A 16,013-nucleotide genomic window follows, 5' to 3' on the forward strand; every position below is an offset into this window, starting at 1 on the left:
GCTACGACCTTGGGCGTAGCCGGTGATGCCAAGGGCTGGAGTAGAATGAGCCGCATCGCACACAAGGGATCACCATGACGCTCGCAGAAATCGCTCGCCTGTCCGGCGTTTCCCGGACCACGGCAAGCTATGTCATCAACGGCAAGGCCAAGGAACGACGCATCAGTCAGGAGACCGTCGACCGGGTCATGGCGGTGGTCGAGCAGCACCACTACCGAATCGATGCCCAGGCCGCGGCGCTGCGCCGCGGCGCCAGTCGCACCATTGGGCTGATCATTCCCGACCTGGAGAATGCGAGCTACGCCCTGCTCGCCAAGCGCCTAGAACAAGGGGCGCGACGCCGGGGCTATCAGCTGCTGATCGCCGGCTCCGAAGATAATCCGGAAAGCGAACGCGAGCTGGCTCGCGCCCTGCGTGCCCAGCGTTGCGAGGTGCTGATAGTGGCCAGTTGCCTGGCGATGGACGACCCCTTCTATGCTGAGCTGATGGACGGCGGCCTGCCGGTCATCGCCGTCGATCGTGCGCTGGATCCGCAACGCTTCGTCAGCGTGGTCAGCAACAACCAGTCGGCCGCCAAGGCGCTGACCCGCTCGGTTCTCACCCCGGAGCTCGAGCGAGTTGCCTGGTTCGACGCCGTACCTCAACTATCGATCAGCACCGAGCGACTGGCGGGCTTCCACGAGGCCCTAGAGGGCCACCACTGCCAGGCCGTGACCCGCAGCGCGGTCCGCTATGACCGCCAGGAAGGCGCGCGGCTGATGCGCGAGCTGCTCAAGGAGGGCATGCCGGACGCGCTGGTCACCGCCTCCTATACGCTGCTCGATGGCGTGCTGGATGAGCTTCTGGAAAGCGGTGGCCTACCGCCGTCGCTGCGCCTGGCCACCTTCGGCGATGATCGACTGCTGGATTTCCTGCCGCTGCCGGTTAACTCGCTGCCTCAGCAGCATGACCGGATCGCCGAACTGACGCTCGATCGCGCCATCGCCGCCGCCCATGGCGACTATCACCCCGGCCAGGTGGTGGTGGAACGCGCCCTGCGCCGGCGGCTGCCGCCCGGCGGGTGAGCGACACGAACGCCCTTCAGGCCAATGCTGGTGGCATTTCCCGCTTCAGACTTCCCACTTCAAGTCGGTTCGTTACCGGCACTCGGCGACCAGACGGGGCTGTCTGAAGCCTGACGGCTGTCGATGCCATCAAGCCAGGCATCCAGGGCGGCGAGCGAAGGAGCCAGGCAGTGATCAAGCGCGAGCAGTAACGTTGGCATCTCAACGTGCCGTGATTCCTTTGCCGCGGCTTCAAGCGCCCTGGCCCGCTCCCCGACCTGCACCAGGCCAAGGCTGAGCGCTTCGCCCTTCATCAAGTGCGCAAGCTGCATGACTTGCTCGGCCTGTCCATCGCCGACAGCCGTCAACAGGGCCTCCCGGCGATCCGGCAACTGGCGACGATAGATGCCCACCAACTGTCTGGCGCCCTCTATCTCGATGTGCTCGAGCAGCTCATCGAGCGGCTCCAGCGCCAGCCACTGACTGTCTTCTGCGTTAGCATCAACCGAATCAGCCGCTCCGTTGACAGGCTGTTCGCTGGCATCCTCAATATCCGCCTGGCCCGTCGCGGGCTCGGCTGACTGGCCAATATAGAGATGCAGCGTCTTGAGCAGCTGAGCACTGGCAAGCGGCTTGACCATATAGTCGTTCATGCCCGCCTCCAGGCAGCGCGAGCGCTCGTCACCAAAGGTGCCGGCCGTCATGGCAACGATCGGCACCTCGGCGCACCAGTCGCGGCGCTTACGCAACTGTCGCGTCACTTCAAGCCCGTCCATCAGCGGCATCTGCACATCCATGAAAATCAAGGCATAGGGCTCGGCCTGGGTCATTCTGAGCGCCTCATCACCCGACGAGGCAATATCGACCTGACACCCCAGACGCGACAGCATGATATGCGCCACCTGCTGATTGATCTCATTATCTTCGACGACTAGCAGCCGCTGGCCAGGTGGCAAGGCGGGCAAAACCTCCTGGGTGTCTTTTTCCCTCGCACCCTCAGGCACAAGGACGCGCGGCAATGGCACCTTGAACCAGAAGCAGCTACCCTCGCCAATTCGGCTGACGAAGTCTATTTCTCCGTCCATGGCGCTCACCAAACGTCTGCAGATCACCAGTCCTAAACCACTGCCCCCGAAGCGGCGAGCGGTGGAGGCATCGCCCTGCCGAAAGGGCTCGAACAGTCGATGCTGGTGGCTGCTGGGAATCCCTGGGCCACTATCGCTGACCGATACATGCAGTCGTTCTTGCAAAGACGAGTAGGCCACCAGCACCGAGACCTCGCCCTGCTCAGTGAACTTGATAGCATTGGAAAGCAGGTTGAGGAGCACTTGTCGAAGCCGGCCTGGGTCGCCCTTCAGCCGCGCAGGCACGTCTTCGGCGAGCCGGGCCGTCAGGGTGATATTCTTGTAGGTGGCCCGGGGCTCGAAGAGTCGCACGGCTGAATCGATCAGTTCCTGTAGCGAAAAATCGACCTGCTCGAGCTCGAGCCGACCGGACTCGATGCGAGAGAAATCGAGAATGTCATTGATCAATACGAGAAGCTTGTCGGCGCTGTCATGGATGATCTCGGCATAGCGTCGCGAGGAAGTATCCAGTGGTCGGCCGCGCAGCATCTCGCTCATGCCGATGACGCCATTGAGCGGCGTGCGAATCTCGTGACTGACGGTGGCCAGGAACTCGGATTTGGCTTCATTGGCAGCCTGAGACTTTTGCGCCGCCTCCTCGAGACGGCGTCTCAGCACTTCCTGGTCGCGCCGAGACGCCGCATTCTCCCGGGCCTCGCGAAAGAGAAACCGCGTCACCATCAGGATCGAAAGGCTCATCAACCCCAGCATGATAAGCAGCACCCAGTGAAGCAGCTGCAGGGCTTTTCGCTCTTGCTGCTTGGCGTCGGCCAGATAGGCGTTGGTAGCAATCACCAACTGCTGGCTGAGATAGATCAAGGGATCAAGTGCTGACTGAAGCGAGCGACGCGCTGCCACATCCAGGCGCTCTAGACCGCCGAACTGGAGGTCCAGAATATCCATCTGGTCTGCAATGGCAGGTATCAGGCGCGCCTGATCGTCGATACGGCTAAAAAGCTCACTAATCTCACCGCGTTGCAGAAAGTTGAGCCGGCTATAGAGCAGCTCGAACTTGACGCGTAACGACTCGAGATCCTCAGCATCGTTGAGCCGATCGCGTAGCTGGATAGCATCCCTATCAAGCTTGTAGGCTGCCCAGGTCGCATCCCCGCCGACACTGGCGGCAAGGCCTTCCTGGCGCCAAACGACCATGCCAGCCACCACCACCGCAGCCATGAAGAACACCAGCACCGAGGCGGCGCCGAGTTTCAGCCGCAGCGGGTAGCGAAGCATGATGTGAAATGCCGCTGGGAAGGATGGTATCGATACAGCTTAGTGGACATGGATCTTGGCAACCTGCCATACACTTCGATAGCGGATATTCTCGGTATTGAGTTCAGGATTCTCATCGAAGGGGTATAACACGAAGAGTGGCCCGAAGTCGCGAATCGCCAATGGCTCACCGTCCATGGTCATGGCCAGGATGACCGCGTAATCCTGAACATCACTGACCGGTATCTCCCCCGAAAAATGGTTCAGGGCCTCGACTCGCAGCTGGTCGCCGTGAGCACCGACCCGGGACAAAAGATCCCTAAGCAGCGGGCCTCGAAATTGCCGTTCCCGATCCGTCCAGGGTGTGTGGGTACTCACGACACGGCTAGGCAGCGCATCAAGCATCTCTCGATCGAAGCGGGCCTTGTCGCCGGCGTTGGTGTAGCGAATATCGCCGCTGATTTCGAGCAGCACCTTGCCTTCAGGCTTGGGCAAGGACAGTGGATCAGCGTGAGCGGCGACAACGCTAAGGCCTGCAAGGAGGCACCAGGCCAGGGAGTGGGCGATCGGGTTCATATAAGACCTCCGACGGTCCAGAATGCGTGCTGCCACCCTACGCGATCGTTGCACACGGGTCAGGGGCCGAATCATGCCAGAATTTCGACCTCGTCACCGAGCGCCAAACGGCCCTCTTTCAGCACGACCAGATTTTGACCAAACAGCACTTTCCCCTTCTCACCTCGTCGATAGGTCGCCAGTGTCTTGAGTGGTTCCTTGCCAGGCAAAAAGGTTCCAGTGGCCGGGTCGACGGTAATCATCGCGCAACGCGAGCAAGGTTCTGCAACCCCAAGCTCTACCTCCCCGATACGCAGCCGCTGCCAGCCATCCTCAGCAAAGGCATCGCTACCGGCCACCACCAGGTTGGGACGAAACTGGGCCATGATGTGAGGCTTACCTTCTGATGTTCCCTGTGAATGAGCCAGACGGGCATTAAGGTCGGCAAGCGACCCTTCACCGATCAGCAGCAGCGGGTAGCCGTCGGCGAATCCGACCCGCTGGTCGATCGATTGTCGATAGCGCGGTGAGCGCTCGCCGATACATAGCAGCTGGGCCGTCTCACCCAATATTTCACTGCACCAGGCATCGGCGTCTTGCGAGGTCGTCAGCGCTTCGAAGCGGTCACCCCATACCTCGGTCGCAAATGGTGCCAGAGCGAAGTCCGCCCGGACCAGCTCGAGATCCCGATGCCCGGGGAAACGCAGCACCACTGTTCTTTCACCTAGCTGAACCTGCATCAGCTCTAGTCGGGGATGCGTCCGTGCCGTGATGAAGCGCCCATCGGGCCGAGCCAACATCAGACGCCGATCCCCGACGATTCCTTCCTGATGCACCTGGGCACGTTCGAGCGCCTCTCCAGCACAAGACTTGAGCGGATAGCGATAAAGAGCAGACAAACGCAGGGAAGAGGTGGTCATGGCAAGCAGTCCTTGCTGGCAGGAGTAAGCATGGCGTGGAGCGCTCTAGGCTCGACGCCACGCGATATCGTCAAGGTGATTCGCCTGCATAGCTTACCGAAGACCGCCAATGCTGGGCCAGTTGCCTACACACTCAGTGGGTCGGAGGCTCGATGATCTCGACCTTTACCAGGTCTTCGTAGGCATGCCAACTGGCATGACCCAGCACCGGCAGGATCACGGCCAGGCCTATGTAGAAGGTCACCACGCCAAGCAGTACGCTGCCAGTAAGAATCGCGGCCCATAGCAGCATGGGACGGAAATTCTGCGCCACGGCCTTGAGGCTGGCCTCGATGCCCTCCATGAAGGTCAGGTCCTGATCCATCAGTGTCGGAATGGCGACGACACTGATCGAGAATGCTCCGAAGGCCAGTACCGCACCCGCCGCCGTGCCCACCAACAGCATGCTCAGCCCTTCTGAGGTGGTCAGCAAGGAGGTGTAGAGCGTATCGGGGCTTGGCACTTCGAAACCAAAGAAAAGTGCGAACAGCAGCGTCGCCAGCCGAATCCAGGCGAGGAAAAAGATCATCATCATCAGGCCCATCATCGCCAACTGACCGGTATGGGCACTCCAGGCACCAAAGGCATCGCCCATGGTCGGTGTCCGATGTTCCTCGAGGGCACGGCTGATCCCGTAGGCACCTACCGCCACCAGAGGGCCGAGGAACATGAAACCGGCCACCAACGGCAGCAACCAGTGCCAAAGGTCGAGGGTAAAGGCCGCGAGGGTCATCGCCAGGCTAAGGCCCACCCAGAACATGCCATAGGCCAAGCTAACGACAGTGGCATCGCGAAAGTCCTGAAAACCGGAAACCAGCCAGGCTCTGGGTCTATCCATACCCACCGGGTTGATGCTGATCTTGACGTTGTAGTCAGAAGGCTTGGGGCCCTTCGTGGCAGCTGCATTCATGGCATACCCCTCAACCGTTCGCGAAGATGGTCACCCTCAGGCCTGAACCTGACGCCGCACCCGGCGACGTCCAAGGGAGCGCATTGGCCTGCAAGGCAAGATCCCCTAACGTTTTTTCAATAGTGCTTTTTTTAATGTAGACGAGGGGGTGAAGAGTTGCCCCTACCGGCGCTTATGCTCGACCAGAGCCGACCCACGGATGCCTGTCAGGTCCCAGAAACGCCAACCCCCGAGCGGCAGAACCGTTCGGGGGTTGGCGACTAGCTTAGCGACGTGGCCGTTGATGAATCACCGCACAATCATTACCGACATTTTGCTGTGATGCACCACATGCTCGGCATTGGGGCCAAGGACGTAGTCGGCGAACTTGCGCTTGTTGTGCGAGGCCATCACCACTAGGTCAATATCGAGTTTCTTGGCGGTATCGATGATGGCTTCCCAGGGAGAGCCCTCGGCGATAGCACATTGCACGGTGATATCGCTGGGTATGTGCTGCTGTACGAACGCATGCTGAGCATCGGTTAGCGCCTTATGCGCCTTCTCGCTGAAGTCAGCAGGGAAATAGGACCCGACCAGCGGCATGCGGTAGTCAGGCAGCACGGTCACCAAGTGCAGCGAGGCGCCGAAGGTGTGACACAAGGCCAAGGCGGTGGGCAGCGCCCTTTCCCAGGACGCCTCCTCGTTGAGATCCAGCGGCAGCAGGATTTTCTGATACATGATCTACCCCCTCTGTTAGGCGGACACCGGTTTGGCCGAGCCATCGCGGCGACGCCGCTGCATCAGCACGATCAGGCCAAAGACCCCGAGGGCCGGAATCCACATCCACTCCTTGGACCAACGATCCACAGGTGCCAGCACCTCGATGATCTGCTGATCGAAGTCGAAGCCAAGTTTCTCGGCCTGACTGCCGAAGGCGACCATATCGACGACCAGGCTTTCATCCTTGACCAGTAGCTCCAGGCCGAAGTTGGACAGGCGTTCTTCCCCCGTCTCGCCTTCCGGCACCGGCAATGTCATGTAGGTAGTCAGTGGATCACCATAGGCGTCCTTACCCGCCACCTGGACACGCAGCGTACTGTCATCATCCATCTCACCCAGGGCCTGGACGAACTGGCTCGGCGGTATCGACTGGTAGGGATCGTGGATCATGTCCATCCAGAAGCCCGGACGGAACAGCGTGAAGGCCACCAGCAGCAGCAGGATACTCTCGTACCAGCGGTTGCGGGTCAGCATGAAGCCCTGGGTCGCCGCGGCAAAGATCAGCATGGCGATTGTCGCCACCACGAAGACCAGAATGCCCTGCAGGAAGGTCACGTCGATCAACAGCAGGTCGGTGTTGAAGATGAACAGGAACGGCAACGCAGCAGTCCGCAAGCTGTAGTAGAACGCCTGGAAACCGGTACGCAGCGGGTCACCCCCCGATACAGCAGCGGCGGCAAAGGATGCCAGCCCCACCGGTGGCGTGACGTCGGCCATGATGCCGAAATAGAACACGAACAGGTGCACGGCGATCAATGGCACCAGCAGGCCGTTCTGCTCACCCAAGGTTACGATCACCGGCGCCAGCAGCGCAGAAACCACGATGTAGTTGGCGGTGGTTGGCAGGCCCATGCCGAGGATCAGGCTCAGCACCGCGGTGAGCATCAGGATCAGCATCAGGTTGCCCATCGACAGGATCTCGACCACGTCGGCGAGCACCAGGCCAACGCCGGTCTGCGATACGGCCCCGACAATGATGCCGGCCGTGGCTGTGGCGATACCGATGCCGATCATGTTGCGGGCACCGGTGACCAGCCCATCCCACAGATCGAGGAAACCTGCTTTTATGTCCGCGGAGAGATCGCTCTGACCGCGGAAGATCGCCATGATCGGGCGCTGGGTGACGATGATGAAGGTCATGAACACCGTGGCCCAGAAGGCCGACAGCCCTGGCGACAGCCGCTCGACCATCAGACACCAGACCAGCACCACTACCGGCAGGATGAACTGCAGGCCCACCATCACGGTCGGGCGCGTCTGGGGCAGCTTGACCACCGGTGCATTGGGATCATCGGTCTCGAGCTCAGGGTAGTTGGAGCCAACCTTGAGCAGCCCGATGTAGATCACCGACAGACCCACAGCTACCACCCAGGGGGTTGCCTCGCCGAGTACCGGCTTGAGCCAGCCCAAGCCGTAATAGACCACCAGGGCGGTGATCATCATCAGCAAGAGACCGCCCAGGAAGCCAATGACCTTGCGTACCAGCGGCTTTGGCGGGTTGCTGCTCTCAAGCCCCTGCATGTTGGCCTTGAGGGCCTCGAGATGGACGATATAGACCAGAGCGATGTAGGAAATCAGCGCCGGCAGGAAGGCATGCTTGATAACTTCCACATAGGAGATGCCCACGTACTCGACCATCAGGAAGGCCGCAGCGCCCATCACCGGCGGCATGATCTGACCGTTCACCGACGAGGCGACCTCAACGGCCCCCGCTTTTTCGGAGGAGAAGCCGACCCGCTTCATCATTGGAATGGTAAAGGTACCGGTGGTCACCACGTTAGCGATAGAGGAGCCGGAAATCAGGCCGGTCATGCCTGAAGCCACCACTGCCGCCTTGGCCGGACCACCCTTGTAGTGGCCAAGCAGCGAGAAGGCCACCTTGATGAAGTAGTTACCGGCGCCCGCCTTGTCGAGCAGCGCACCAAACAATACGAACAAAAATACGAAGCTGGTCGACACCCCCAGCGCGATGCCGAACACCCCCTGGGTGGTCAGCCACTGGTGGTTGATCAAGCCCGAGACGCTGACCCCTCGATGGGACAGAATGCCCGGCATGTAGGGACCGGCAAGCGAGTAGCCGATAAAGACCAGGGCCACGATCATCAGCGGCGGGCCAAGCGCCCGGCGCGTGGCCTCGAGCAGCAGCAGAATGCCGATGACGCCGACGATCACATCCTGCATGATCGGCGCCCCCGGCCGCTGGGCCAGCTGCTCGTAGAAAATGAACATGTAGGCACCGGCGAGTGCCGCCAGCAGGCCAAGCACCCAATCCTGAATGGGGATACGATCCCGCGGGGAGTTTTTGGTAGCCGGATAGGCCATGTAAGCCAGAAACAGGGCAAACGCCAGGTGAATCGAGCGCGACTCGGTGGCGTTGAACACCCCGAACTCGAGCACGAAGGGTAGCGGTGAAGCGATCCACAGCTGGAACAACGACCAGACCGCTGCCGTAATCACCAGCACCTTGCCAGGCAGTCCGGGCGGCTTTCGCGCCCCGGAGTCCGAGGACGCCACCATGTCCTCGAGATCGACGCTCGAGGCTGAGGTCCTTGTTTTGTCTTCGCTCATGAAATCATCCTGCTTGCTATCCATCGCCGGAAAGGCCTGGGCTCCCGGGCCATACCCCGGGGCTAGAAACCATAATGCGCGACCTTCCTGCAGGAACGGCCGCGCATCGAGTCAGGAGCCTTGAACTCCGTTTAGACCAGGATCACTCGATCCAGCCACGCTCGCGATAGTAGCGAGCCGCACCCGGATGCAGCGGAGCCGACAGCCCCTGGGTGACCATTTCTTCTTCTTTCAGATTAGCGAATGCAGGGTGCAGACGCTTGAAGCGATCGAAGTTGTCGAACACCGCCTTGACGGTCTGATAGATGATGTCCTCATCCACGGAGGCCTTGGTCACGAAGGTCGCTGCCACGCCGAAGGTGGTCACGTCCTCGTCGTTGCCCTTGTAAAGACCACCCGGGATCAACACCTTCGAGTAATACGGATACTCTTCGACCAGACCGTCGATAGCCGGGCCATCCAGCGGGATCAGCTTGGCATCCACGGTTGTGGTGGCTTCCTGGATGGAACCGTTGGGGTGACCAACCACATAGACCATGGCGTCGATGTTGTTGTCGGCCAGGGCGGCAGCCTGCTCAGCGGCATCAAGCTGAGACGCCAGCGAGAAGGTGTCCTCGGTCCAGCCCTTGGCTTCCATGACCTGTTCCATGGTGTTGCGCTGGCCAGAACCCGGGTTACCGATGTTGACGCGCTTGCCTTCCAGATCATCGAGAGTTTCGATGCCGGAGTCAGCGCGGGCCAGCAGCGTCAGAGGCTCGCCGTGCACGCGGAAGACCGCACGCAGCTCGGGGTAGGCGTCGCCTGCAAAGTTGCCGGTACCGTTATAGGCCTGGTACTGCACGTCGGACTGAGCCACACCCATGTCCAGCTCACCGGACTTGATGCCGTTGATGTTGGCCACAGAACCGCCGGTGGACGGCGCGTTACACTTGATATCTGAGTCTTCGAGACGGTTCACGAGACGGCAGATCGACTGACCGACGACATAATAGACGCCGGTTTGACCGCCAGTACCGATCGTGATGAAGCGCTCCTGCGCTACGACCGGCGAGGAGAACATGGCGGCACCCATCAGCATGCCGGAGACGGCTGCAGCAGTGATTGCATGGCGTTTCATTCAGACACCTCTTGGTATTGTTGATGTTGGGTGGCATTGCCACCTCTGCGACATCGTCGCCCGTCTTGCGTCGGCGCGCATACCCAGAATGACGATTGACCCTTTTCGATCATCGCATTCGATGTATAAGGTATAGCTTGCCAGTGCGGGTCTGGCGACGTTGCGCTATCAGCGTTCAGTTCCGCTGACCCTTACAGAATATGATTATGCACTACTTTAGATCAAAACAACCGTACGATTCTGCTATTTACGACCAACATCTTAGTACTCTTTGCCGTTGAAACATGCCGACATCGGTCAACATGTACCGGCGAAACCTGATAGCCGTGCAACTGATATCGATGAGACTGATATCTACGAGCATCGCGGATAGACTGAGAAGGGATGAACCCTCGACTCGGACTCCCCATGACACCTGCCGTCGAGATCGAATGCCACCAGGGTGACATCGCCCACCAGCCCGACATGGACGCGGTGGTCAATGCCGCCAATGCGCAGCTGATGCCGGGCGGCGGAGTCGCCGGCGCCCTGCACCGGGCCGCCGGCCCGGGCCTCGCCGACGATTGTCGTCCGCTGGCACCGATCCGCCCCGGCCAGGCGGTAATTACCAGCGCCCATGGTTTGCCGAACCGCCACGTGATTCACTGCCTGGGGCCGGTCTATGGCCGCGACGAGCCCTCGGACATGCTGCTTGCCAGTTGCTACCGAGAGGCCATCGCCCTTGCCGAGGGTCACGGGCTCGCTTCCATCGCCTTTCCCGCTCTGTCCACCGGCGCTTTCGGCTACCCTATGAACGAAGCCACTTGGGTGGCCCTGACCACGGTACTGATGGAAGCCCCGCACTGCCGCCACCTGCGCCGGGTGCGTTTCGTTCTCCACGATGCCGCGAGCCTGACGCTCTATCGCCAGACCCTGACCTTGCTCGAGAACGCGGCATCGCCCTGAGCCGGTCTGCGGTGGCCGCGGGCCCAGCCGGCGGGTAGAGTGAGGCCTTTCTCACCCAAGACTTATGCCCCTAACGCCCGCCATGCCACTGCCGCTGATCCATCACCCTGGCTACACCATCGAGCTTCCCCCGCGTCATCCCTTTCCGATGGCCAAGTTTCGGGTGCTGCGAAACACCTTGGCCGCCGATGAGAACGAAATTCGTGCTGAGTGGATCACTCCACAAGCGGCGAACGAGACAAGCCTGGCTCGAGTCCATACGCCCGACTACCTGCGGGCCTTTCTCGGCGGCTCCCTGAGTGAGGCTGCCCAGCGACGCAGCGGTTTTCGCTGGTCCGAGGCGCTGGTCGAGCGCACCCTGCTCGAAGTCGGCGGCACGCTGGCAAGCGTCGAAGCGGCGCTCGATACCGGCCTTGCCTGCAATACCGCTGGCGGCACTCACCATGCGCATGCCGATGCCGCCAGCGGCTACTGTCTGATCAATGATCTCGCGGTCGCCGCGGCCCATGCGCTGGCCAAGCGATGGGTCGCGCGCATCCTGATTGTCGATCTGGACGTGCATCAGGGCGACGGCACCGCACGCCTTTTTCGCCACAATCACCGGATATTCACTTTCTCGATGCACGGCGCGGCGAACTTCCCGGCTCGCAAGCAGCATAGCGATCTGGACATCGCCCTGCCCCGTGGCACCGGTGATGATGACTACCTCGCACACCTCAAGGCGAGCCTGCCACAACTGCTGGCCCAGTTCGCGCCTGACCTGGTGCTCTATGATGCCGGCGTAGATGTGCATGCCGATGATCGACTCGGCCACCTGGCATTGAGTGATACAGGCCTGTTCGCCCGGGATCATTACGTGCTGGCAACCTGTCGCGAAGCGGGTTTGCCGGTCGCGGCGGTGATCGGTGGCGGTTATGACCGCGACCTCGAGGCGCTGGCCGACCGCCACGCCCAGCTGCATCGCGCCGCCAGCACGCTGACCTGAACCGCCTCAGAGTTACTCCCCGGGTTCAACTATCAAGCACGCGCTTTGGCTCCCACCACAAGACAGGCTCATGCACCTATATAGAGCGGCTGGAGAGAGCCGATTCAGGGACCTACCATCTAATCGCGGCACTCGCGGCGATAGGCCGCGGCAAGCTCACGCCGGGCGGCCCGCAGCCGATTGCCACGAGGCTCCTCGTACCCGGCCCGCAGCTGTTGCTGGACGGATTCGAGGCGCTGCTCGAGCCTTTCGCAGCGAGGATTCACCGCACTGGCAAAGCCCTGCGTCTTTCCACTAGAAGGCCGCGACGACGGCACCGGGCGATAGGGAGAGGCGCCGGGCGGACGCATACTATTGATATCCGGCAACTCATCAAGGCTGCGTTGCTCACCGCCGCCGTCGGGAGAGTGATCAGAGAAATGCCACTGGCCCTCCTCATCCTGCCAGGAATAGACCTGTGCCTGAGCCGCCATTGCCCACCCAACAAGCACCAGGCACACCCCTAGGCGGGTCAGGGCCGAACCTTTCATCGTCTCATGGCGCAGATGCGCCGCTCGGTTCACTGCTTTCATCGATGCCACTTCCCTGTGGTTGCTGTCATGCGGCGGCTGCCTCTGAGGAGGTATCTGCCTCCTATTCCCCGGCCCCTATTCCCCGGCCCCTATTCCCTGGACCCTGTTCTCTGGACGCACGCCTCTTTAATTTAGCTAGACGTTATATCCCAGAACGCCAGGCAGCCAAAGAGCGATCGACGGAAAGACCGCCACCAGGGCAAGCGCAGCCGCCATGGCGACCACGAAGATCAGCGCCCAACCCACGGTCTGTTCGAGGCGAATCTTCGCCACTTCGGTGGTGACCATCAGGTTTACCGCCACCGGCGGGGTAAACTGGCCGATGGCGATATTCATGGCCAGCAGGATGCCGAACCACACCGGATGCCAACCAAAATGCTCCATGACCGGAATCAGGATCGGCATCATGATCAGGTAGATCGAGATCGCGTCCAGCACCATCCCCGCCAGCAACACCGCCAGCATGATCAACACCAGCAGCCAGGCGCCATTGTCGGACAGGCCAATGATCCATTCGGCCAGATGTCGAAAGGTACCCAGCATAGTGCCGGCCCAGGCGAAGATCCCGGCCAGCGCGATGATCAGCATCACCACCCCGGTGATCACCGCGGCCTCGCCGAACAGTCGCCAAAGCTCCCGCCAGTCGAGCTCACGGGTCAGGAAGATGCCCACGATGACCCCGTAGGTGACCGCCGCCACAGCCGCCTCGGTGGGCGTAAACAGCCCCGAGCGCAGCCCACCCAGGATCAGCACCGGCGCGAAGAGCGCTGGCAGCGCCTGACGGAAACTCTCCCCCAGCGCCGGGCGCGACACGCTCTGCGGCGACTCCCAGCCATAGCGCCGCGACAGCCACCAGGCAGGCACTAGCAGGGCCGCACCGGCGAGCATGCCCGGGAAAAGCCCGGCGGCAAACAGCGCGCGCAGGTCGACCCCCGGCACCACGATCGAATACAGAATCAGCGCCACCGACGGCGGAATCAGGATCGCCGTGGAGGCAGAGGCCGCGATCAGCGTTGCCGAGAAAGGCTTCGGGTAGCCGGCGCGGGTCATGCTCGGCAGCATCACCATGGCCACGGCCGCCGCATCTGCTGGCCCCGAACCACTCATCCCGCCCATGATCATGCAAACAAGCACCGCGACCAGCGCAAGCCCGCCATGGCGAGGCCCGATCAGCGCCTGGGCGAAGCGCACCAGGCGGGCGGCCACCCCGGCACGCTCGAAGATCAGCCCGGTGAGGATAAATAGAGGAATGGCGATCAGCGGATACTTGGCGACGCTGTTGTAGGTGTTGGTGCCCAGGGTCGCCAGCATCGTCGCCGGCAATCCCAGCACGATGCCCAGGGCGCCTGACAGGCCAAGCGCAAAAGCTACCGGCACCCCAGCGATCAAAAGCCCAGCGAACGCCAGGATCATCCATACATCAGGACTCATCTTCGATGCCTCCGCGCAGGCGATCCAGGCACTGCTGGCTCAGCCGCAGCAGCATCAGTGCGGCAAGAACAGGCAGCCAGACGATGTACCACCACTGCGGCAGCCCCAGCCCCGGCGACAGCGACTGCCAGTGATATTCATCCCAGGCCAGCTTGCCGCCAAACCACACGATCAGGCTCAGTACCGTGGCACTGCAAAGCCATTGGAAGACGATCAGCACCCGTCGCGGCGCCGCCGGCAAGGCACGTTCGAGCAGGCTGATGCGGATATGGCCGTTGCGACGCAGCGCCACCGACGCACCGGCAAAGGTCAGCACGACCAGCAGGAATACCGAGAATTCCTCGGTGAAGGCGAAAGAGGCATCGGTGATGTAGCGCACGACGACATTCGCCAGGCTGATCAACGCGATAATTACAAGCGACAAGGTAGCCAGCACCCGCTCGGGTCTGGCATCGGGTTGGCTCTTCATGGCGTCCTCAAACGTCAAAAGCCGGCCCTTTTCGGGGCCGGTCAATCAGAGACAAGAGCTATTTACACAAGCGTTGGTCGCGCAGGCGTGCGTCGCTCAAGCGACAGGGACCTGTCATTCAGTCGGCCGCCATATCGTCGCGGGCAGCCTGCACCAGAGACTCGCCGATCTTATCGCCCCAGGTGGCATAGACGCTCTGGGTCGCCTCGACGAAGGCCTGGTGCTGCGCCTCGGTGAGCTCAACCACCTCGACACCGCGCTCCTCGATCGCTGCCCGACGTGCGCTTTCTTCATCGCGGGTCATGGCGATCTCCCACTCGCCGGCATCGACGGCGGCCTGACGCAGCAGGGCTTGATCCTCGGCGGACAGCGAGCCCCAGACACGCTGATTGGCCGCGAACACCAGCGGATCATTCATGTAGTTCCACAGCGTCAGGTTCGTCTGGCCGACCTGGTCGATGCGCGCCACGTCGAAGACCGAGAGCGGATTCTCCTGGCCATCGACGGCGCCGGTGGTCAGCGCCGGCTTGGCATCCGCCCAGCTCATCTGGGTCGGGTTGGCGCCCAGCGCCTCGAAGGTGTCCTGGAACAGGGGCGAGCCCACCACACGAATTTTCAGGCCATCCAGGTCGCTCGGTTCATCGACTGGGCCCTTGGAGTTGGAAAGCTGGCGAAAACCATTCTCACCCCAGGCTAACGGCACCACACCGCCCGCCTCGATGGCCGCGAAGACCTGCTCGCCAGCCTCACCGCCGGTCACCGCATCGACCGCCGCGTTGTCGGGCATGAAGAACGGCAGCGAAAAGAGATTGAGCTCCGGCACTTGCGGCGACCAGTTGATGGTCGAGCCCACCGCCAGGTCGATCAGCCCCGAGCGCATGGCCGAGAACTCGCGGGTCTGATCGCCAGACACCAGCTGGGCATTGGGATAGACCCGCAGCGTCAGACGGCCATCAGAGCGGGCCTCAACCAGCTCGGCCCACTTCTCCGCCGCCTGACCCCAGGGGAAGGCATCCGACAGCACCGTCGAGACCGAAAGTTCGCGAGCCTGGGCAGACAGTGCCGTGCACAGCAGGGCGGTTCCGGCCAGAATCGTCGTGAAACGGGAAAAACGAAACGTCATCATTGCGTGTCCTTGTTCAGGCTCCCTATAACCCGATGGTCGAGCCAAGGGTCCGGGCCTTCGTTATTGGTATGGGTATTGGTACAGCAATCGATCAATCAGCGGCTTCTATAGCAGTGTAAATAGAACCCGGCCGAAATGATGCCAAACCAAGGTATGAGGGGCGCGGCCGCGGCATGGCAAGCTTGGCGCTCCATGCTTTTAGAACATACACGCCAGCGCCTCGACGGGCTCATCACGT

Annotated in this window: 14 protein-coding genes; 3 read left to right on the top strand and 11 right to left on the bottom strand. The window is 61.5% G+C overall.

Annotated features, from left to right (window positions below):
• The first annotated feature begins 74 nt into the window (after positions 1 to 74).
• A complete protein-coding gene (gene cra, locus Q2K57_RS02705; protein WP_304526065.1) occupies positions 75 to 1,064 on the top strand; it encodes a catabolite repressor/activator in 990 nt (329 codons plus the stop codon).
• 59 nt (positions 1,065 to 1,123) lie between these two features.
• Here cra and Q2K57_RS02710 read toward each other — a convergent pair whose 3' ends face one another.
• The 7 genes from Q2K57_RS02710 to Q2K57_RS02740 form a co-directional block, all read right to left on the bottom strand.
• Positions 1,124 to 3,400 carry an ATP-binding protein gene (locus Q2K57_RS02710; RefSeq protein WP_304526066.1) on the bottom strand — a complete coding sequence of 759 codons (2,277 nt, stop codon included), beginning with the start codon at positions 3,398 to 3,400 and terminating at the stop codon, positions 1,124 to 1,126.
• Positions 3,401 to 3,439: 39 nt separating this feature from the next.
• Entirely contained in the window at positions 3,440 to 3,955 is a 516-nt protein-coding gene (locus tag Q2K57_RS02715) for a molybdopterin-dependent oxidoreductase (RefSeq protein ID WP_304526067.1), read from the bottom strand.
• Positions 3,956 to 4,026: 71 nt separating this feature from the next.
• Positions 4,027 to 4,854: an MOSC domain-containing protein gene (locus tag Q2K57_RS02720; protein WP_304526068.1), complete on the bottom strand. Its 828-nt coding sequence runs from the start codon at positions 4,852 to 4,854 to the stop codon at positions 4,027 to 4,029.
• Positions 4,855 to 4,987: 133 nt separating this feature from the next.
• The gene (locus Q2K57_RS02725) at positions 4,988 to 5,803 is read right to left on the bottom strand and encodes a DUF2189 domain-containing protein (RefSeq protein WP_304526069.1); all 816 of its coding nucleotides are present in this window, start codon (positions 5,801 to 5,803) and stop codon (positions 4,988 to 4,990) included.
• A 288-nt stretch (positions 5,804 to 6,091) separates the two neighbouring features.
• Positions 6,092 to 6,520 (bottom strand): universal stress protein, encoded by a 429-nt coding sequence (locus Q2K57_RS02730; RefSeq protein WP_304526070.1) that lies wholly within the window; start codon positions 6,518 to 6,520, stop codon positions 6,092 to 6,094.
• Positions 6,521 to 6,535: 15 nt separating this feature from the next.
• The gene (locus Q2K57_RS02735; RefSeq protein WP_304526071.1) at positions 6,536 to 9,130 is read right to left on the bottom strand and encodes a TRAP transporter permease; all 2,595 of its coding nucleotides are present in this window, start codon (positions 9,128 to 9,130) and stop codon (positions 6,536 to 6,538) included.
• Between the two features lie 142 nt (positions 9,131 to 9,272).
• Complete coding sequence (locus Q2K57_RS02740; RefSeq protein WP_112054215.1) at positions 9,273 to 10,247, bottom strand: TAXI family TRAP transporter solute-binding subunit; 975 nt, start codon at positions 10,245 to 10,247, stop codon at positions 9,273 to 9,275.
• Positions 10,248 to 10,655: 408 nt separating this feature from the next.
• Here Q2K57_RS02740 and Q2K57_RS02745 point away from each other — a divergent pair, with 408 nt between their 5' ends.
• Positions 10,656 to 11,192: a macro domain-containing protein gene (locus tag Q2K57_RS02745; RefSeq protein WP_304526072.1), complete on the top strand. Its 537-nt coding sequence runs from the start codon at positions 10,656 to 10,658 to the stop codon at positions 11,190 to 11,192.
• Positions 11,193 to 11,256: 64 nt separating this feature from the next.
• The gene (locus tag Q2K57_RS02750; protein ID WP_304526073.1) at positions 11,257 to 12,177 is read left to right on the top strand and encodes a histone deacetylase; all 921 of its coding nucleotides are present in this window, start codon (positions 11,257 to 11,259) and stop codon (positions 12,175 to 12,177) included.
• A gap of 119 nt (positions 12,178 to 12,296) precedes the next feature.
• Here Q2K57_RS02750 and Q2K57_RS02755 read toward each other — a convergent pair whose 3' ends face one another.
• The 4 genes from Q2K57_RS02755 to Q2K57_RS02770 all read right to left on the bottom strand — a co-directional run bounded on the left by Q2K57_RS02755 (position 12,297) and on the right by Q2K57_RS02770 (position 15,775).
• Positions 12,297 to 12,749 carry a DUF4124 domain-containing protein gene (locus Q2K57_RS02755; protein WP_304526074.1) on the bottom strand — a complete coding sequence of 151 codons (453 nt, stop codon included), beginning with the start codon at positions 12,747 to 12,749 and terminating at the stop codon, positions 12,297 to 12,299.
• A 135-nt stretch (positions 12,750 to 12,884) separates the two neighbouring features.
• Positions 12,885 to 14,180 carry a TRAP transporter large permease gene (locus tag Q2K57_RS02760; RefSeq protein ID WP_304526075.1) on the bottom strand — a complete coding sequence of 432 codons (1,296 nt, stop codon included), beginning with the start codon at positions 14,178 to 14,180 and terminating at the stop codon, positions 12,885 to 12,887.
• Entirely contained in the window at positions 14,170 to 14,649 is a 480-nt protein-coding gene (locus Q2K57_RS02765; protein WP_304526076.1) for a TRAP transporter small permease, read from the bottom strand. The genes Q2K57_RS02760 and Q2K57_RS02765 overlap by 11 nt, the downstream gene beginning before the upstream one ends.
• Positions 14,650 to 14,767: 118 nt before the next feature.
• Positions 14,768 to 15,775, bottom strand: coding sequence for a DctP family TRAP transporter solute-binding subunit (locus tag Q2K57_RS02770; protein ID WP_304526077.1), 1,008 nt, complete (start codon positions 15,773 to 15,775; stop codon positions 14,768 to 14,770).
• Positions 15,776 to 16,013: the final 238 nt, after the last annotated feature.

The sequence above is a fragment of the Halomonas sp. I5-271120 genome, from assembly GCF_030553075.1.
Lineage (GTDB): Bacteria > Pseudomonadota > Gammaproteobacteria > Pseudomonadales > Halomonadaceae > Onishia > Onishia taeanensis_A.